Raw genomic sequence first — 17,951 nt, forward strand, 5'->3', positions numbered from 1 at the left:
TCAGGCTCCAGCCTTGAGGGTGCTGTTGACGAGGTCGAGGAACTCCTGGGGCGTCCTGCAGCGCTCCGAGTCGGGGGGCAGCGAGCGGCCGTACTGGTTCTCCAGCTCGCCGACGATGCCGAGCAGGCCGAGCGAGTCGAGGCCGAGGATCCCGAAGGGGGTGTCCGAGGCGCGCTCCAGCTCGCCGGGGTCGACGGTGACTCCGGCTCCCCTCTTCATGAGGGCGGCCAGCTCGTCGTAGGTCACTTGGGTGGTGAGCATGCGGGTGTCTCCTTCCCGCCCGGTGGTCATCGGGCGGAGTCGTCTCCGCGGCGCACTACCAGCGCCGCGTTGGAACCCATCAGTCCCCGGCTGAGGACCAGGGCCGTGCGCGGCTCGGCGGGGCGAGCGCGGGACATCACCAGGTCGAGGTCGTGGCAGATGTCGAACACGTTGGGGGTGGGCGGGATCAGGCGGTGCTCCATGGCGAGCACCGCGGCGGCGATGTCCAGCACGGGCGCCCCGCAGTAGGCACGCCCGATGCCGGTCTTGGGCGCCGTGACGGGGACCTTGGCGCCGTGCGCCCCGAGGGCGTCGGCGATGGCGCCGGCCTCGGCGCGGTCCGCCTCCGGGACGCCCAGGGCGTCGGCGAACACGACGTCGATCTCCTCGGGGGCGCACCCGGCCTCGTCGAGGGCGCCCCGGATCGCCTGGGCGAGTCCCTCCCGGGACCGCTCCCAGCGGGAGGCGCCGGTGAAGGTGGCGGCGTGACCGGCGACGGTGGCCCGGACGGTCGCCCCCCGCTCACGGGCGCGGTTCTCGTCCTCGACGACGAGCATCGCGCCGCCCTCGGCGGGCACGAACCCGCAGGCGGCCTCCGTGAAGGGCCGGTAGGCGCGGGCCGGGTCCTCGACGGTGCTGAGTTCGGCGTATCCGAGCTGGCAGACCATCGAGTAGGGGGCGAGGGGTGCCTCCGCTCCGCCGACGACGACAGCGCCGGTGCCGCGCCGTACGGCCCGGGCGGCGTGCGCGACGGCGTCCAGACCGCCCGCCTCGTCGCTCGCGACCACCCCGCACGGTCCCTTGAAGCCACCGCGGATGGAGATCTGGCCGGTGCTGGCGGCGTAGAACCAGGCGATGGACTGGTACGGGCCGACGTACCGGGATCCCTGGCCCCACAGCTTCTGGAGTTCCCGCTGCCCGAACTCGCCGCCGCCGGATCCGGCGGCGGTGACCACACCGATGTCATAGGGCTCCGCGGGCTCGCCCCGGGCCATTGCGGCGTCGTCGAGCGCGAGTGCGGCGGCGGCCATGGCGAAGTGGCTGAACGGGTCGGTCTGGACGAGGAAACGTTCCTCGATGAGGTCCGCGGCCTCGAAGCCCCGGACCTCTCCGGCCACCCGGAGCGGCAGGTGTCCGCAGCCGTCGCGGGTGATCCCGTCCAGGACGACGAGGCCTTCGCCGACGGACTTCCAGTACGAGTCGGTCCGCAGTCCGTTGGGCGCGATCACACCGATGCCGGTGATGGCCGCGCGCGGGTCGCGCCGAGTGTGACGAGTCGTCATCGTGTCCTCCCGCCCGGCCCGGTCAGCAGTACGGCCGACTGGAAACCGCCGAATCCGCTGCCGACGGAGAGCACGTTCCTGAGCCTGCGCTCGCGCGCGGTGCGCGGTACGTAGTCCAGGTCGCACTCGGGGTCGGGTGTTTCGTAGTTCGCCGTCGGCGGCACGACCTGGTGCTTCAGTGCCAGGACGCACGCCACGATCTCGATCGCGCCGATCGCGCCGAGCGAATGGCCCACCATGGATTTGATGGAGCTCATGGGGGTGTCGTAGGCGTGTGCGCCCAGGGACCGCTTCACGGCGGCGGTCTCGTGCCGGTCGTTCTGTTTGGTGCCCGAGCCGTGCGCGTTGACGTAGTCGATCGTCGTGGGGTCGAGACGGGCCTGGTCGAGCGTGGAGTCGATCGCCCGGGCCATCTCCAGTCCCTCGCTGGTCAGACCGGTCATGTGGTAGGCGTTGCCGAACGTGGCGTAGCCGCCGACCTCGCAGTAGATGTGGGCGCCGCGTGCCCGGGCGTGCTCGTACTCCTCCAGGACGAGCACCGCCGCGCCCTCGCCCATGACGAAGCCGTTGCGGCGGGCGTCGAAGGGCTTGGAGGCGTGTTCGGGGTCGTCGTTGTTGTCCGACGTCGCCTTGATGGCGTCGAAGCACGCCATGGTGATCGGCGATATCGGCGAGTCCGCCGCCCCGGCGATGCAGATGTCGGCCCGGCCCTCCTCGATGGTGTGGAAGGCGTAGCCGACCGCGTCGATCCCGGAGGTGCAGCCGGTGGAGACGGTCTGCACCGGGCCCTGGGCGCCGAACTGTTCGGCTACGACCGAGGCCAGGGTGCTCGGTGAGAACGCCCGGTGCAGTTGCGGGTCGGCGCCGCGGTGGTCCACGTCCCACCGCCGGCCGCCCTCGCTCACCTTGACGTAGTCGTGTTCCAGGCGGGTGGTGCCCCCGACGGCGCTGCCCAGGGAGACCGCGACACGCCACGGGTCCTGCGTGCCGGTGTCGAGTCCGGAGTCGCCGACGGCTTCGGCGGCGGCGACCATGGCGAACTGGATGTAGCGGTCCGCGTGCTGGCTCAGCTCCGGGTCCAGGCCGTGCGCGAACGGGTCGAAGTCGCATTCGGCGGCGATGCGCGAACGCAGACCCGCCGGATCGAACAGCGTGATGCCCCTGGTCGCGGTACGGCCGCCGGCGAGGAGGTCCCAGAACGCCGTGACCCCGGTGCCGCCTGGAGCGACCACACCGATACCGGTGACAGCCACCCGCCGGGTCACCGTATGGCCCCACTTCGCTCGGACACCTGTCCGTGGTCCGGAGCGGGCCGGTCCGGCCCGCCGACGGCGAACTCCGTGCCGGGGACGACGGTTTCGGTCACCTCCGTGTCGACGTGCCCGAGGCTGGGGCGCGGGGCCAGCGGGCCCAGGTGGAAGACCATGCGGGCCTCCACGTCACCGACGTTGCGGAAGCGGTGGCGCACGTCGATGGGGATCAGGAGGCCCTGATCGGGCCTGAGGGCGTGCGTCTCGCCGTCCAGGTCCACTTCGAGGGCGCCTGATACGACGTACACGAACTCTTCGGAGTACGGGTGGTAGTGCTCGCCGATGCGCTCACCGGGCTGGACGATCGCCAGGCCCATGAAACCGCTGGTGGAACCCACCGTGGCGGGGGTGAGCACGGCCCGCAGGTCGCCGCCGCGTCTACGGTTGGGTTCTGTCTCGCTCAGGTCCACGATGCATGGGTGGTGCTTGTTCATGGTTGACACCTCCGGGTGGGGCAGGGACGTCGTCCGGGCGGGGCGGCGCGCAGAGCGCCGGTGGTCCGTCAGGAACGCGCCGCGCTGCGGTCGGTGACGGGCATCATGTCGGCGTGCGACAGGAGGCGGTTGAGGTTGCGGTCCGTCTCCAGGGAGCCCTCGACACCGATCGCGGCGCCGTCGAGGAGACCCTCCAGCTCCGCTGCCTTGCCTGGCCCCCTGAGGCCGAGGGAGGACATCGGGTCCGCGTCCAGTTCGCCGGTGATGTCGACGAGTCGGACAACGATGTCATCGCGCTGGAAGACGGTGCTGCCGTACACCGGGCTGCGCGGATCGTCCGCCGCGGCCTCGTCCTGGTGGGCGAGCAGCCGGGCCAGGTCCATACCGCGGCCCGGCTTCGCCGGGTAGTACAGCGCGTGCCGCCGCAGCCCGGCGGGTGCCTTGTCGCCGGAGACCACGTGGTGGACGGCCGGGAGCGCGGCCCTGGTGAAGAAGACCCGCGCCGAGTCGGGGTCGCTGAGGTCCCGGTCCTGTTCCAGGTACGGGTTGATGGCCTCCTCGACCGCCCGCACCTCGGGCTGGCGGGCGACATGGCGCAGCGCGGCGAGGAGGTCGCCCTCGACCTCCACGGCCCGTACGACACGGTTGCCGTGCATGAAGAGGGAGGTGCGGCGCAGCCGTGTGGTGTCGTCGACCTGTGCCTCGGGCGAGGTGTAGCCGGCCAGGATCTCGGCGACCTTCGACTCGGAGCCGGGCTTGACGGTGAAGGTGAGGGCATGGCGTGCGACACCGTCGCCGACGCGAGCCGTCACCTGCATGGCCGCGGACGCCTGTTCCGGGGTGAGGGGCGCGTTGGGGGTCGTCTCGCGGAGGATGCTGTAGCGCATCGACCGGGTGTCCCGGACGCAGCTGTGCATCGGGCGGACGGTCTCGACGTGCTCCTCGCTGTTCACCCAGGCGAGGAAGGGCGGGGCGCTCTCCCACTCGCTGGTGATGAGCCACTGCGAGGGGTTCTCGATCGACTGGCAGAGCTGGTCACTGAGGTGACCGGGCACGGAGGCGACCTGGTTGCGCATGAGTTCGTACGCGTCCAGGAACTGCTGCTGGGCTCCTTCGTACAGGTCGAGCAGCAGGATCACCCGCAGCCTGGAGCCGTCGAATGCCGACTGCGATATGCGTCCCGAGATGGTCATCCGGCGCACCTCTCCTCTTCGTCGTTGAAGTTCGCCTTCGTGGTGGAAGTCCGTCGTGGAAGGCGGGGAGCGACCACCATGTCCGAAATGTCGGGGCCGCCATGAGCCGATCGTTGACGCGAGTCGCGATGTGCGCGACTCCCGCGGGGTCGGGCGAGTGAACCGTGCGCCATCCGGGTGTCCCCGGCGGGCGGAACGGTCCCCGGGGAGGCACTGTGCAGGGGCATCCCATCGCTGACCCGCGTCCCGGCAGGACCGGCTGACACTGGAGGCTCAATGAACCGCGAGGAAGAGGCCGACGGAGTCGGCCACCACACACCCGTCCTGATCGTCGGCGGCTCCCTGGTGGGGCTGTCCACCTCTCTGTTCCTCGGACGTCTCGGGGTGCCGCACACACTCGTGGAGCGTCACTCGGGCACCTCGATCCACCCACGTGGGCGCGGGAACAACGTGCGCACCATGGAGTTGTTCCGGGTCGCCGGAGTGGAGCGGCGCATCGAGGAGGCGGCATCGGTGCTGGCGGACAACCACGGCATCCTGCAGACGCCGAGCCTGGTGGGCGACGTGGGCGAGTGGCTGTTCAAGGAGATCGACCCCGGCGGCGGGCTCGCCCGGTTCAGCCCCAGCGGGTGGTGTCTGTGCAGCCAGAACGACCTGGAACCGGTCCTGCTGGAGAACGCGCGGGCGCTCGGCGGGGATCTGCGGTTCTCGACCGAGCTGATGTCGTTCGACCAGGACCACGACGGGGTGACCGCGCGGGTCAAGAACCGGGAGACCGGTGAGCACACCACGATCCGGGCGGACTACCTCGTCGCGGCGGACGGTCCGCGCAGCCCCGTCCGCGAGCAGCTCGGCATCGGGCAGAACGGTCCCGGCGACCTGTTCCACAACGTGAGCGTCACCTTCACCTCCCGCGGCCTCGCGGACGTGGTCGGCGACCGGCGCTTCATCGTCTGCTATCTGACCAGCCCGGACGCCGACGGGGCCCTGCTGCCGGTCGACAACCGGGAGCGCTGGGTGTTCCACGCGCCGTGGCACCCCGAACAGGGCGAGACGATCGAGGAGTTCACCGACGAGCGGTGCCGGGAACACATCCGGCGGGCCGTCGGCGTACCGGATCTGGACGTGGAGATCACCGGCAGGGCCGCCTGGCACGCCGCCGAGCGGGTCGCCGAACGGTACGCGGACCGCCGGGTGTTCCTCGCCGGCGACTCGGCCCACGAGATGTCCCCGACCGGGGCGTTCGGCTCCAACACCGGCATCCAGGACGCCCACAACCTCGCCTGGAAGCTGGCCGCCGTGCTGGGCGGCTGGGCGGGTCCCGGTCTGCTGGGGTCGTACGACATGGAGCGCAGGCCGGTGGCGGAGGCGACCAGCGCCCGGGCCTCCGCGCGGTCGGTCGAGCACAGCCACCCCGGATACACACCCGCTCCGGGAGCAGGCGGCTCTGGAGGCCCCGGAGGCAGGAAGGGCGGAATCCTCAACGTGGCCCTCGGCTACCGCTATCCGCGGGGTGCGGTCCTGGGCGCCGATCCGGCGGTACCGGTCGTGCCCGAGGGCGTGCGGCTGACGGGTGAGCCCGGGAGCAGGGCTCCCCACCTGTGGCTGAACCGCGCCGGCACCCGGATCTCCACGCTCGACCTGTACGAGGGCTCGCTGGTGCTCCTCAGCTCGGCGGGCACGGTCGGCGGAGCCGGCGGATGGCACGACGCGGCGACCGAGGTCGCGCGACAGCTGTCGGTGCCGCTCGACTCGTACCGGATCGGCAGCGGGCCGGACGCCGAGCTGTCCCCGGCGAGCGACCTGGCGTGGGCGGAGGCCCACGGCGTCACCCCGGAGGGAGCGGTGCTGGTGCGCCCCGACGGGTTCGTCGCCTGGCGTTCAGAAGGACCGCAGGCGAACCCCGAGGAGGTACTGCGGGAGGCTCTCTCGGCACTGCTGGACCGGATCTGACCGATCGGTTCGCGTCCGTGCACGGAAACTTCACTTCCGTGCACGGAAACGAGTTCGCCAGACAGGTCGCCGCTCTGCTTGGCTCGCTCCATGAGTGATCTGCACATCCGCCCGGCCACCCACGCGGACATCGATTCCGTGCTGCGGTTCTGGCGCGAGGCCGCCGAGGGAACCAGCATCAGCGACGACCGCGACGGCGTGGCCCGGCTCGTCGACCGGGACCCCGAGGCCCTGCTCCTCGCGGAGCGCGACGGGGTCCTGTCGGGCACCGTGATCGCCGGGTTCGACGGCTGGCGATGCCATCTCTACCGGCTCGCGGTGCATCCGGAGCGGCGGCGGCAGGGCATCGGTTCGGCGCTGCTGGCCGCCGCCGAGGAACGGTTCGTACGACTGGGCGGGCGGCGTGGGGACGCCATGGTGCTGGAGCGCAACAAGAGCGGACAGCATGCATGGCGTGCGGCCGGGTACGGGCCCGAGGAGCATTGGCGGCGTTGGGTGAAGCCTCTGACCGACTGAGCCACTTTGCGCATCCTTTACTATTAGTGGACCAGTTACTTCTCCGAGGAAAGGTGTGAGCGTCCGCCCATGGGCGAGCCTCCCAGTAGCGACAGCACCATTCGACGTCGAGCGGTCCCGCCGGCCCTGCCCGATCATGGGACGGAGGTGACCCGATGACAGAAGTGCTCCTCCTCCTGGTGGCGATCCTGCTCTCCCTCGCCTGCGGCGCCTTCGTCGCGGCGGAGTTCTCCCTGACCACGGTCGAGCGCGGCGAGCTGGAGCGCGCGGTGGAGCGCGGCGAGCGGGGTGCCGCCGGCGCGCTGAAGGCCGTACGGAACCTCACGTTCCAGCTCTCCGGCGCGCAGCTCGGCATCACGGTCACCAATCTCGTGGTCGGCATGCTCTCCGAGCCGTCGATCGCCGCGTTGATCGCGGGCCCGCTCGAATCGCTCGGCGTCTCGGCCTCGGCGTCCTCCTCCCTGGCCCTGGTGATCGGTACGGCGCTGTCGACCGTCTTCCTGATGGTCGTCGGCGAGCTGGTGCCCAAGAACTGGGCGATCTCCGCACCGCTGGCCGTGGCCAAGCGGGTGGCGACGCCACAGCGCTTGTTCAGCGCCGCGTTCCGGCCGTTCATCACGCACCTCAACAACACGGCGAACCGCATGGTGCGCCTCTTCGGCATCGAGCCCGCCGAGGAGCTGGCCTCCGCGCGCGGACCCCAGGAACTGGCCGCGCTGGCCAGGCACTCCGCCAAGCTGGGCGCCCTGGAACCCGACACCGCGGAACTGTTCGTACGGACCCTGAACCTCGCCGACCTCACCGCGGAGAACGTGATGACACCGCGCGTCCAGGTCGTCGCCCTCGACGCCCAGGCGACCTGCGAGGACGTGGCGAACGCGACGCGCGCGACCGGGCTCTCCCGGTTCCCCGTCTACCGCGGCAACCTCGACTCGGTCGTCGGCGTCGCGCACATCAAGGACTGCCTCGCGGTGCCCTCCGAGCGTCGCCCCCGGGTACCTGTCTCCGAACTCATGCGCGAGCCGCTGCTCGTCCCCGAGTCACTGACCGTCGACCGGCTCCTCGACCGCCTCTCCGGCAAACGGACGATGGCCGTCGTCATCGACGAGTACGGCGGTACGGCGGGCGTGGCCACGCTGGAGGACATCGTCGAGGAGGTCGTCGGCGAGGTGCGGGACGAGCACGACCCGCACGAGACGTCCGACCTCGACCCGGCCGGCGTGGACGACGAGGGCCGCACCCTCTACTCCGCGGACGGCGCCGCCCGCACCGACCAGCTCGCCCGCGTCGGCCTCCGGCTGCCCGAGGGGCCGTACGAGACCCTCGCCGGCCTGATCGCGACCGAGCTGGGCCGTATTCCGCAGGCCGGCGACACCGTCGAGGTGGCCGACTGGCGCCTGGACGTGGTGGACGCCTCGGGCCGCAGGGCCGCGCGCGTCCTGCTGCGCTCACCGCCGGTGAGCGAAGAACCGGAAACCGACAAGGACAAGGAAGGGGAGGCGAAGTGACGACCGTCCAACTGCTGATCGGGCTGGCGACTCTGGTCGTCAACGCCTTCTTCGTGGGCGCCGAGTTCGCGCTGATCTCCGTACGCCGCAGCCAGATCGAGCAGCACGTCGAGGAAAGCGCGGGAGGCGCCGACGGGGACCGCGCGGACGGCGACCGGCGGGCGAAGAGCGTGCTGTGGGGCTTGGAGCACGTGTCCGCGCTGATGGCCGCGGCCCAGCTGGGCATCACGCTGTGCACGCTGATCCTCGGCGTGGTCGCGGAACCGGCGATCGCACATCTGCTGGAGCCGGTGTTCCACGCGGTGGGCGTCCCCGAGAGCGCGGGCCACGCGGTGTCCTTCGTGATCGCCCTCGCCCTGGCGACGTATCTGCACATGCTGCTCGGCGAGATGGTGCCGAAGAACATCGCGCTCGCCGAGCCGGTGCGCAGCGCGCTGCTCCTCGGGCCGCCCCTGGTGGCCCTGGCACGGGCCCTGAAGCCGGTCATCTTCACGATCAACGCCTTCGCGAACACGCTCCTGAAGCTGATGCGCGTAGAGGTCAAGGACGAGGTCACGGCGACCTTCTCCGATGCCGAACTGGCCCGTCTGGTCCGGGACTCCGGCGAGGCGGGGCTCATCGACGACCGTGCGCGGGAACGCCTTCACGACGCCCTGGAACTGGGCCGCCGCCCTGTGCGTGACGTCGTGCTCCCGTTGGAGAGCGTCGTCTACGCACGCGTGGGCGTCACTCCGGAGGAGCTGGAGCGGCTCTCGGCCGAGTCGGGTTTCTCACGCTTCCCGGTGGTGGACGACGAACGCCGGATCGCCGGCTACCTGCACGTCAAGGACGCCCTGGACGCCGCGCCCCGCGACCTCGCCTTCCAGGTCCGGGACATGCGGACCATCGCGAGCGTACGGGCGGACACTCCGCTGGACGACGTCCTCACGGCGATGCGGCGCAGCCGTACGCATCTGGCGGCGGTGCAGGGCGAGGACGGACTGCTCGCAGGCCTGGTGACCATGGAGGACGTGCTGCGCGAGCTGTTCGGACAGCCGGTGTAGAACGCGGGGAGACGCCCTCCCCAGGCCGACCGACCGCTGGGTATGTGTACGGGTTATCATCTCTGTCGCCATGCAGAACAATGCCTCTTACACCAGCCTTGTCGCGGTCGGCGACTCCTTCACCGAGGGCATGTCGGACCGGCTGCCGGACGGTACGTACCGCGGCTGGGCCGACCTCCTCGCGGCCCGGATGGCCGCCCGCACGCCCGGCTTCCGATACGCGAACCTCGCCGTGCGCGGCAAGCTGATCGGGCAGATCACCGCCGAGCAGGTCCCCGTGGCGGTGGCCATGGAGCCGGATGTGATCACGCTGGTGGGCGGCCTGAACGACACCCTGCGCCCCAAGTGCGACATGGGGCGGGTACGCGGGCTCCTGGAGGAGGCCGTGGAACAGTTGGCGCCCGCGTGCAAGCAGCTGGTGCTGATGCGCAGCCCCGGCCGCCAGGGCCCGGTCCTGGAGCGCTTCCGGCCGCGCATGGAGGAACTGTTCGCCTGTGTCGACGACCTCGCGTCCCGGCACGGCGCCCTCGTGGTCGACCTGTACGGCGCCCCCTCACTCAGCGATCCCCGCATGTGGGACGTCGACCGGCTGCACCTGACGGGCGAGGCGCACCGAAGGGTCGCCGAGGCGGTCTGGCAGACCCTCGGCTACGAGGCCGAGGACCCGGAGTGGCGTACACCGGTCCCGCCCACGGCGCCTCCCGGCTGGGGCACCCGCCGCGTCGCGGACGCCCGCTTCGCCCGGCAGTACCTGCTGCCGTGGATAGGGCGCCGGCTGACGGGGCGCTCGTCGGGGGACGGCCGGACAGGCGCCCAGTTCAGCGCTGAGCTGGGCAAGGCCTTCTGGATCACCCCCGCGGACCACACGGACCCCGGCCCTGTGACGGACTGGCGCCGGGTAGGACTCTGACCCGAACCCCGCCCTCGGAACGCGAGCTTGGCCTGCGCCCTCTTCATGTGCGACCACATACCTTCGACCGGTTGAACGCACAACGGAAGGTTCTTTGATGGACAGTCACATCGTGCAGGTGAAGATCCACCCCGCCATCGGCGTCGCCCGGGTCGGCAACAGCGTGGAAGCACCCTTCATCGGCCCGGAATCACCGGACCAGAAACCAGCGGACGCCGGCTCCTACAAGGACGCTTCCGGGGCGCTCCGGAGGCAGGCCGCACGATTCCGCGTGTACGGCTACAACGCCGCGGGGGAGGTCGTACGGGAGCTGAAGCCGGGCACCGAGGGGGTCACCGAGATCCAGTGGACGGTGCGTCTGGCCAACAAGAAGGCCGCCTGGTACCAGTTCCATCTGGCGCTGGACATCCCCGAGGGCAAGACGCTCACGGCGGCGCAATACGCTCGGCGCAACGCCGACGTCGTGGGCGCCGCGCGGAAAAAGCTGGTCAACGACCCCGGAACTCGCACCGTTCGCGGCTCGAAGACCGAGACGCAGAAGTTCGACACCGGCAAGGTCATGGACAAGGCCGTGTACCTCGGCGAGATCTCCACCCGTTCCGACGGCCGCCTGGTGGTGCTCGGCGGCCGGGGAAACTCCGCCTCCTACAAGAACCAGCCGATCACCGGGGTCACCAACAACGACACCTGGTACGACGACGTGTCCGACGGCCCGGTGACAGCGAAGGTCAGTATCGACGGCCAGGTTCTGACCGCCGTCCCGGCCTGGGTCGTGGTGGGACCTCCGCACTACGCCCCCGGCGTGAAGTCCGTCCGTACCCTCTACGACCTGCTCTTCGACGTCTTCGTCCAGGCCGGTTCGCTGACCCGCCCGCAGCAGATCTCGTACACCGATCACATCGAGCCGATATTCCGCAGGTTCTGCGATCTGCAGTGGGTCAACCACGGTTTCGCGACCCAGTTCGGCTGGAACGGCCCCAACTTCTTCCTCTCCCCGGCGATGCGCGAGAGGCTCGCCGATCCGTCCAACCGAACCCGGGAACTGCGCCGCCAGGTGTACGCCTCCTTGCGCGACTACAACCGCGACGGAAAGTCCCCGCTGCCGTGGCCGTGGCTGTACGGCGACGCCATGGCCAGCAAGCCCAAGTCCGTGCTTCAGCACCTGGCGCTGTCGCCGACCCAGGACTGGATGCTGCAGCGTTGGGCGGACGGGGCGTTCGTGGCCGGACCCCTTCGGCAGCCGCGCCCCACGGTCGACGCGGCCCCGGCCGCCGAGCAGCCGGGACTGCTGGACCGGGCGGCCCTGGAGGGCTGCGCCGCCGACGCGTTCCACCCGGGGATCGAGGTCACCTGGCCGATCAGGCACGCGAGCATGTTCAGCGCACCCTTCCGCATCCGGCACCGCGCCCCCGCCACCGCGGAACCCGACTACGGGCCCACCCTCACACCGGAGGAGGCGGTCTCCGCCACCGGCCCCCTGCAGGCGCAGGGCCCCGGCGACCTCACCCGCTGGATGGCCGCCCCCTGGCAGGCGGACACCGCGAGCTGCCGCTCGGGCTACGAGGTGCTGGCCAACCTGGGGCCCCGGTACAGCCCGTACCTGCCGACCTTCTGGCCTGCGCAGGTACCCAACCATGTGCTCAGGCTGGAGGACTTCGAGAAGGTCAACACGCCGTCGGCCGGGAGCGACGACAGCGCCCGGGAGGAGGCGTTCGAGCGGCGGGCGACCTGGCTACGCGGACTCAGCGGCACCATGAACGAGCAGCGCACACAGATGATCAAGGACTGGTCCAAACTCGGCGTCGTCGAGGTGCGCGACTACACCGTGGGCGACGGGAAGTTCCCCGCACGGATCCTGGTGGAGTCGCGCCCAGGACAACCGCTCAACCAGGCACCGGCCACGGCGAACCTCGTCAACGTGCAGGTGCCCGAGGTGGGGCCGCACGTGTTGGCCGCGGCGGCGGGCCGCTCGTCCGAAGGAAGGATCGCCCCCGAAGCCGTCGAGGCCGAGTCCGCGGCGCGGGCGGTCGGCGAAGCGGCCAGGGCGACCGGCTACCGCGAGGAGGAGATCACCGCCGGATACCTCGAGAAACTCGACCCCTTCCGCGACGCGCAGTGAGCGCCGCACTCCCTCCCGGCGCGGACACCTACGACGTCGTGGTGGCGGGCGGCGGCCCGGCCGGCTGCGCCGCTGCGCTCATGCTCGCCCGGGCGGGCCGTACGGTTCTGCTGGCGGACGCCGGCACCGGGCCGCCCAAGGTCGGCGAGACCCTCGTGCCCGCCGGGCGGGTCCTGCTCGGCGACCTCGGCGTCGCCGACCGCGTTCTCGACTCCGGCCATCTGCCCTGCTACGGCAGTCTTTCGGCGTGGGGCTCGGCCGACCTGCACGCCGTGGACTTCATCAACGACCCGCACGGCCATGGCTGGCACCTCGACCGGCGGTTGTTCGACCGGCGATTGCGCGACGCCTCCCGCGCGGCGGGAGCCGAGGTCGCCGAGGGCACGGCCGTACGCGAGACGACGCGGACGCCGGACGGCGGCTGGACTCTGGTCCTACGCGGCGGCACGGGCCCTGCCGGTACCGGGTCGGGGTGCGGGTCCGGGTCCGCGTCCGGGTCCGGCGGCGGAAGCGGTTCCGCAGGCGGAGGTGGGTCCGTGGGCGGGTCCGGTGGCGAGCGTACGGTGCGCTGCCGCTGGGTGATCGACGCCACCGGCCGCGCCGCCGCGATCGCGGTCCGGCACGGGGCCCGGCGGCGGGTCCGGGACCGGCTCACAGCCCTGTACGTGCCTCTGGCGGCGGACCCGCTGGACACCGACCGCCGCTCCCTCGTCGAGTCCGACGAGGACGGCTGGTGGTACACCGCCCCACAGCCCTCCGGCGGGCGCCTGGTCGCCTACTTCACCGACACCGACCTGCCCGCCGCCACACACACCGCACGCCACTTCCACCGACGGATGTCGGCCACCCGCCACGTGTCCCGATGGGTCCACCGGGACGGGCCCCCGACCACGTCACCCACCGCACCCCGCCGGGCCGCCGCGCACACGGCGCACCTGGACCGGGTGTACGGAGAGGGCTGGACCGCCGCCGGGGACGCGGCCGTCGCCTTCGACCCGCTCTCCTCCCAGGGCGTGCTGACCGCCCTCTACACCGGGCTGAGCTCGGGCCTGGCCGTCGATGACCGTCTGAGCCGCGTTGCTGACGGCGCGGACTCGGCTCTCGCCGCGTACGCGGAGCAGGTCGTGGCCGCACAGCGCGCGTATCTGCGCGGCCACCATGTCATCCACGCCCAGGAGGCCCGCTGGACCGACCGCTCCTTCTGGGCGCGGCGCGTGGCCAACATGCCCTGACAGCCTCGGCCGGTGCGACCTGAACTGCTCGAGCCGCATCGGCCTGAGCAGTTCAGGGGCACACTTCCGGTGATCCGCCGCGTTGCCAAGAGTTGCGCACCTTCCGGCGCGGAGATCACGTCGTACGGCGGCGTCCTCTCGTGGTTTCCTCCGAACAGGACGGTGGCGCCGACCTGCACGAAGCGCCAGTAGAATCCGTCCACGTGACCGCCGCACCCGCAAAGCCCCGCATCCCGAACGTCCTCGCCGGACGTTACGCCTCCGCCGAGCTCGCCACGCTCTGGTCGCCCGAGCAGAAGGTGAGGCTGGAGCGCCAGCTCTGGCTTGCCGTGCTGCGGGCCCAGAAGGATCTCGGTATCGAGGTGCCCGACGCCGCCCTCGCCGACTACCAGCGGGTCCTCGACACCGTCGACCTGGCGTCCATCGCCGAGCGCGAGAAGGTCACCCGGCACGATGTGAAGGCGCGGATCGAGGAGTTCAACGACCTCGCGGGGCACGAGCACGTCCACAAGGGCATGACGTCCCGAGACCTCACCGAGAACGTGGAGCAGCTGCAGATCCGGCTCTCGCTGGAGCTGGTGCGCGACCGTACGGTGGCCGTGCTGGCGCGGCTCGGGAAGCTCGCGGGTGAGTACGGCGAGCTGGTCATGGCCGGCCGCTCGCACAACGTGGCCGCGCAGGCCACCACCCTGGGCAAGCGGTTCGCGACCGCCGCCGACGAGCTGCTCGTCGCGTACGCCCGGGTCGAGGAGCTGCTCGGGCGGTATCCGCTGCGCGGCATCAAGGGTCCCGTGGGCACCGCCCAGGACATGCTCGACCTGCTCGGCGGCGACACGGCCAAGCTCGCGGAGCTGGAGCAGCGGATCGCCGGGCACCTGGGCTTCTCCACCGCCTTCACCTCCGTCGGCCAAGTCTATCCGCGTTCGCTCGACTACGAGGTCGTCACCGCGCTGGTGCAGGTGGCCGCCGCGCCCTCCTCGATCGCGAAGACGATCCGGCTGATGGCCGGGCACGAGCTGGTGACCGAGGGTTTCAAGCCCGGCCAGGTCGGCTCGTCCGCGATGCCGCACAAGATGAACACCCGTTCCTGCGAGCGCGTCAACGGCCTCATGGTGATCCTGCGCGGCTACGCCTCGATGACGGGCGAGCTGGCGGGCGACCAGTGGAACGAGGGCGACGTGTCCTGCTCGGTAGTGCGCCGGGTGGCCCTCCCCGACGCGTTCTTCGCGCTCGACGGACTGCTGGAGACCTTCCTTACGGTCCTCGACGAGTTCGGCGCCTTCCCGGCCGTCGTGGCCCGCGAGCTGGACCGCTACCTCCCCTTCCTCGCCACCACGAAGGTGCTGATGGGCGCGGTGCGCGCGGGTGTCGGGCGTGAGGTCGCGCACGAGGCCATCAAGGAGAACGCCGTCGCCTCCGCGCTCGCCATGCGCGAGCAGGGCGCCGAGCGCAACGAACTCCTCGACAAGCTCGCCGCCGACGAGCGCATCCCCCTGGACCGCGCGCAGCTCGACGCCCTGATGGCCGACAAGCTGTCGTTCACGGGCGCCGCCGCCGACCAGGTCGCCGTCGTCGTCGGCCGGATCGAGGAGATCGCCAAGCAGCACCCGGCGGCCGCGGCCTACACCCCCGGAGCGATCCTCTGACCCGCACGCCCCGGCTCACCCAGGCCGAGTTGGAGGCCGCCCGCGACCGTCTCGTACCGGACGTCACCGCGGCTGGCCTCCACGTCCTGTTCTGCGGCATCAACCGACATCTAAAAACACAGCGCTGACCTGCACAGGAACACGATTCTAAAGATCAACTGGGAAAAGACTGGGAAACGGTGAGCGTTTCCGCGATCCGCAACTCCATTCCCGGTGTCACGTTCACATACACGCCCTCTACTCCCCCGATTTCGGCGGTGCTGGAACGCCAACTCGGCCGGGATCGGGTGCGGTTCGCCCCCAACGACCGGGTGTACCTGGCCGCGCTGCTGCACCGGCTCCCGCGCGGTGTGCTGCGCCGGGCACGCCGCGCGGATGCGGTCGCGTTCGTCGATGGCGGGGGTCATGCGGATGCCTCCGGCAGCGTGATGCAGTCGCGGTGGTGCTTCTCGGCGAGGTCTCGGAGCCGTTGGGCCCGGGCCTGCAACCGGTGAGCCAGCGGGACCGGGACGAGATCGACAGACTGCTCCTCCAGGACCCCGGCCTTGGTGATGAGTTGGTCGGCGTGATGGTCGGTCCGGGTCCAGGGCCTGGGAGCTTATTCAAAGGGGGGTTGGGTACGGATCGAGAGCGAGATCGACTGGCATGAGCGCGAGAAGATCCTCAAGGCGGCGTTCCCGCTCGACGTGCACGCGGACCGGTCGGCCGCAGAGATCCAGTTCGTGTGCCGTTCGGAAACTCGTCGCTGCTGGTCAGGCCGCGTATCTGTACTCGTTGATCACGCCGCCGAGCACTCGAGTGCGTAGGAGCCGGTGAGCGGTCGGAGCGGTCAGGGGCGCTGGGTGTTCTCGGGCGAGCGGAGGGAGCTGTCCCCTGGCCTGGTGTGAGCGATGACCGTTGTAGTGCCGGGCATAGGCATCGAGGACCTGCCGAGCGTGCGTCTCGTTCCATATCAGCAAGTGGTCGAGGGCCTCGCGGCGCAGGGTGCCGATAACCCGTTCACAGCGCGCGTTCATCCGGGGAGCCCGAGGCGCGGTCCGCACGACCTCGATGCTGTCGGCTGCGAAGACCGCGTCGAAGGACTCGGTGTACTTTCCGTCCCGGTCGCGGAGCAGGAAACGCAGCGACTCGACCCGCACACCCAACTCGACGGCAAGATTTCTCGCCTGCTGCACCGTCCACGCCCCCGTGGGATGGGCGGTCACGCCGGCGATGTGCAGCCGGCGTATGCCGTGCTCGAGGAACACCAGCGCGTACACCCGGCGCAGGTCGACCAAATCGATGTGCAGGAAGTCGCAGGCGATGATCCCTTCAGCCTGCGCGGTCAAGAACTCACGCCACGTCGGCCCGCTGCGTCTCGGGGCCGGATCGATGCCGGCCGCCGTCAGGATCTCCCAGACCGTCGTCGAGCCGACCAAATGCCCGAGCCGAGCCAGTTCGCCCTGGATCCGACGGCAGCCCCACCGCGGATTCTCCTTGGCCAGCCGCACCACCAGCGCCTTCACCGCTCTCGCCGTCGACGGTCTGCCAGACCGGGTCCGGCGCTTGCTGTAGTCCCACTTCCGGGCGATCAGCCTGCGGTGCCACGCCAACAGCGTCGCGGGCGTCACCGGGAGCACCTGCGCCCACCGGCGCCGCGGGATCAGTGAGGACAGTGCCGCGAACCACAGCCGATCCGCCGGCTCGTACCGCACCGGTGCCGATAGCTGTCTGCGCAGCACCGCATTCTCGTGGCGCAACACCAGCAATTCCGCGTCCTTGGCCATGTCCCGGTGCAGCAGCACCGTCGGGACCGCGAGCAGCTTGCGTACCACCCGATAGACCAGTGAAACGATCACCCAGGCAGGGTTCCAGCAGACCGCGATGCCGCGCCAGCCCCCCTCCGAGCAGCAGCGATGAGTTTCCGAACGGCACAGGGTACAGACCTGCCGCCGTGAACTGCTGGACCGCACCCTGATCTGGAACCAGCACCATCTCCTCCACGCACTGCGGGAGTTCGAGCAGTTCTACAACGCGCACCGGCCGCACCAGGGCATCGCGAACGCCTGCCCGCTACACCCGCTCCCCGAACCGATCACCGATCCGGACGAAATCGCCCGCCTCGGCATACGGCGACGCGACCGACTCGGCGGCACCCTCCACGAGTACCAGAATGCGGCCTGAGCTGCACGGACGTGATGCTCGGCAGGGACAGCGACGCCAAAAACGCCCGCTCGCCCGCATGGAACCAGACTTGCTGCCCGTTCAACTGCCGTTCCAGAACACCGATCCGGTGGCGCAGAACGAGGATCTCGACATATTTCACCCGGTCGCTCATCGGCAGCAGTCGCAGCATCACGAACGCGATCGTCACACCCAGATACGCCCAGCCTCAGCAACACGACCGATCACCATGCCGCGCCAACCCGCGCCGCGCGACACCGGTGACTCGATCGACCTCGACCAACGCCCGAACCCGATCCCACCCGCGTGGATGAGGCATTCTGCAAGGGCATCCCGACGACGCTGTCGACCGACGGAGAATCGAACGGAAGCCGCTGTAG

Annotated in this window: 16 protein-coding genes and 1 pseudogene; 10 read left to right on the plus strand and 7 right to left on the minus strand. The window is 70.6% G+C overall.

Annotated features, from left to right (window positions below; genetic code table 11):
• The 5 genes from OHN74_RS05115 to OHN74_RS05135 all read right to left on the minus strand — a co-directional run bounded on the left by OHN74_RS05115 (position 1) and on the right by OHN74_RS05135 (position 4,481).
• Entirely contained in the window at positions 1-261 is a 261-nt protein-coding gene (locus OHN74_RS05115; RefSeq protein WP_164323487.1) for a phosphopantetheine-binding protein, read from the minus strand.
• A gap of 26 nt (positions 262-287) precedes the next feature.
• Positions 288-1,544 (minus strand): beta-ketoacyl synthase N-terminal-like domain-containing protein, encoded by a 1,257-nt coding sequence (locus OHN74_RS05120; protein ID WP_327693330.1) that lies wholly within the window; start codon positions 1,542-1,544, stop codon positions 288-290.
• Positions 1,541-2,809, minus strand: a complete 1,269-nt coding sequence (locus OHN74_RS05125) for a beta-ketoacyl-[acyl-carrier-protein] synthase family protein (protein ID WP_327693331.1) — start codon at positions 2,807-2,809, stop codon at positions 1,541-1,543. Before OHN74_RS05125 ends, OHN74_RS05120 begins: the two co-directional genes overlap by 4 nt.
• Positions 2,806-3,288, minus strand: a complete 483-nt coding sequence (locus tag OHN74_RS05130) for a cupin domain-containing protein (RefSeq protein ID WP_327693332.1) — start codon at positions 3,286-3,288, stop codon at positions 2,806-2,808. Before OHN74_RS05130 ends, OHN74_RS05125 begins: the two co-directional genes overlap by 4 nt.
• A gap of 68 nt (positions 3,289-3,356) precedes the next feature.
• Positions 3,357-4,481 (minus strand): SchA/CurD-like domain-containing protein, encoded by a 1,125-nt coding sequence (locus OHN74_RS05135; RefSeq protein ID WP_327693334.1) that lies wholly within the window; start codon positions 4,479-4,481, stop codon positions 3,357-3,359.
• A 276-nt stretch (positions 4,482-4,757) separates the two neighbouring features.
• Here OHN74_RS05135 and OHN74_RS05140 point away from each other — a divergent pair, with 276 nt between their 5' ends.
• From OHN74_RS05140 to OHN74_RS42840, 10 genes and pseudogenes are all read left to right on the plus strand, one after another.
• On the plus strand, positions 4,758-6,434 hold the full coding sequence (locus tag OHN74_RS05140; protein WP_327693335.1) for an FAD-dependent oxidoreductase: 1,677 nt from the start codon (positions 4,758-4,760) through the stop codon (positions 6,432-6,434).
• 90 nt (positions 6,435-6,524) lie between these two features.
• Positions 6,525-6,950, plus strand: a complete 426-nt coding sequence (locus OHN74_RS05145) for a GNAT family N-acetyltransferase (RefSeq protein WP_327693336.1) — start codon at positions 6,525-6,527, stop codon at positions 6,948-6,950.
• Positions 6,951-7,105: 155 nt separating this feature from the next.
• Positions 7,106-8,458: a hemolysin family protein gene (locus OHN74_RS05150; protein WP_327693337.1), complete on the plus strand. Its 1,353-nt coding sequence runs from the start codon at positions 7,106-7,108 to the stop codon at positions 8,456-8,458.
• A complete protein-coding gene (locus OHN74_RS05155; protein WP_327693338.1) occupies positions 8,455-9,501 on the plus strand; it encodes a hemolysin family protein in 1,047 nt (348 codons plus the stop codon). Before OHN74_RS05150 ends, OHN74_RS05155 begins: the two co-directional genes overlap by 4 nt.
• Positions 9,502-9,571: 70 nt before the next feature.
• Positions 9,572-10,411, plus strand: coding sequence for an SGNH/GDSL hydrolase family protein (locus OHN74_RS05160; RefSeq protein WP_327693339.1), 840 nt, complete (start codon positions 9,572-9,574; stop codon positions 10,409-10,411).
• A gap of 97 nt (positions 10,412-10,508) precedes the next feature.
• Positions 10,509-12,530 carry a LodA/GoxA family CTQ-dependent oxidase gene (locus tag OHN74_RS05165; RefSeq protein WP_327693340.1) on the plus strand — a complete coding sequence of 674 codons (2,022 nt, stop codon included), beginning with the start codon at positions 10,509-10,511 and terminating at the stop codon, positions 12,528-12,530.
• Positions 12,527-13,762 (plus strand): NAD(P)/FAD-dependent oxidoreductase, encoded by a 1,236-nt coding sequence (locus tag OHN74_RS05170; protein ID WP_327693341.1) that lies wholly within the window; start codon positions 12,527-12,529, stop codon positions 13,760-13,762. Before OHN74_RS05165 ends, OHN74_RS05170 begins: the two co-directional genes overlap by 4 nt.
• Positions 13,763-13,965: 203 nt before the next feature.
• Entirely contained in the window at positions 13,966-15,408 is a 1,443-nt protein-coding gene (gene purB / locus OHN74_RS05175) for an adenylosuccinate lyase (RefSeq protein ID WP_327693342.1), read from the plus strand.
• A 179-nt stretch (positions 15,409-15,587) separates the two neighbouring features.
• On the plus strand, positions 15,588-15,902 hold the full coding sequence (locus OHN74_RS05185) for a hypothetical protein (RefSeq protein WP_327693344.1): 315 nt from the start codon (positions 15,588-15,590) through the stop codon (positions 15,900-15,902).
• Between the two features lie 96 nt (positions 15,903-15,998).
• Positions 15,999-16,130, plus strand: a pseudogene (locus OHN74_RS42840) (glycoside hydrolase family 38 C-terminal domain-containing protein); the annotation flags it as partial.
• A gap of 30 nt (positions 16,131-16,160) precedes the next feature.
• Here OHN74_RS42840 and OHN74_RS05190 read toward each other — a convergent pair.
• Positions 16,161-17,246, minus strand: coding sequence for an integrase core domain-containing protein (locus OHN74_RS05190; protein WP_327699993.1), 1,086 nt, complete (start codon positions 17,244-17,246; stop codon positions 16,161-16,163).
• Positions 17,247-17,482: 236 nt separating this feature from the next.
• Positions 17,483-17,761: a hypothetical protein gene (locus tag OHN74_RS05195; RefSeq protein WP_327693345.1), complete on the minus strand. Its 279-nt coding sequence runs from the start codon at positions 17,759-17,761 to the stop codon at positions 17,483-17,485.
• Between the last annotated feature and the right edge of the window lie 190 nt (positions 17,762-17,951).

The sequence above is a fragment of the Streptomyces sp. NBC_00459 genome, from assembly GCF_036013955.1.
Classification (GTDB): Bacteria; Actinomycetota; Actinomycetes; order Streptomycetales; family Streptomycetaceae; genus Streptomyces.

What these genes read in the sequence shown, in the direction of transcription:
- OHN74_RS05145 (WP_327693336.1), top strand. Translation starts at nt 6,525, where the DNA reads ATGAGTGATCTGCACATCCGCCCGGCCACCCACGCGGACATCGATTCC.
- OHN74_RS05120 (WP_327693330.1), bottom strand. Translation starts at nt 1,544, where the DNA reads ATGACGACTCGTCACACTCGGCGCGACCCGCGCGCGGCCATCACCGGC.
- OHN74_RS05165 (WP_327693340.1), top strand. Translation starts at nt 10,509, where the DNA reads ATGGACAGTCACATCGTGCAGGTGAAGATCCACCCCGCCATCGGCGTC.
- OHN74_RS05160 (WP_327693339.1), top strand. Translation starts at nt 9,572, where the DNA reads ATGCAGAACAATGCCTCTTACACCAGCCTTGTCGCGGTCGGCGACTCC.
- OHN74_RS05130 (WP_327693332.1), bottom strand. Translation starts at nt 3,288, where the DNA reads ATGAACAAGCACCACCCATGCATCGTGGACCTGAGCGAGACAGAACCC.
- OHN74_RS05140 (WP_327693335.1), top strand. Translation starts at nt 4,758, where the DNA reads ATGAACCGCGAGGAAGAGGCCGACGGAGTCGGCCACCACACACCCGTC.
- OHN74_RS05115 (WP_164323487.1), bottom strand. Translation starts at nt 261, where the DNA reads ATGCTCACCACCCAAGTGACCTACGACGAGCTGGCCGCCCTCATGAAG.
- OHN74_RS05135 (WP_327693334.1), bottom strand. Translation starts at nt 4,481, where the DNA reads ATGACCATCTCGGGACGCATATCGCAGTCGGCATTCGACGGCTCCAGG.
- OHN74_RS05150 (WP_327693337.1), top strand. Translation starts at nt 7,106, where the DNA reads ATGACAGAAGTGCTCCTCCTCCTGGTGGCGATCCTGCTCTCCCTCGCC.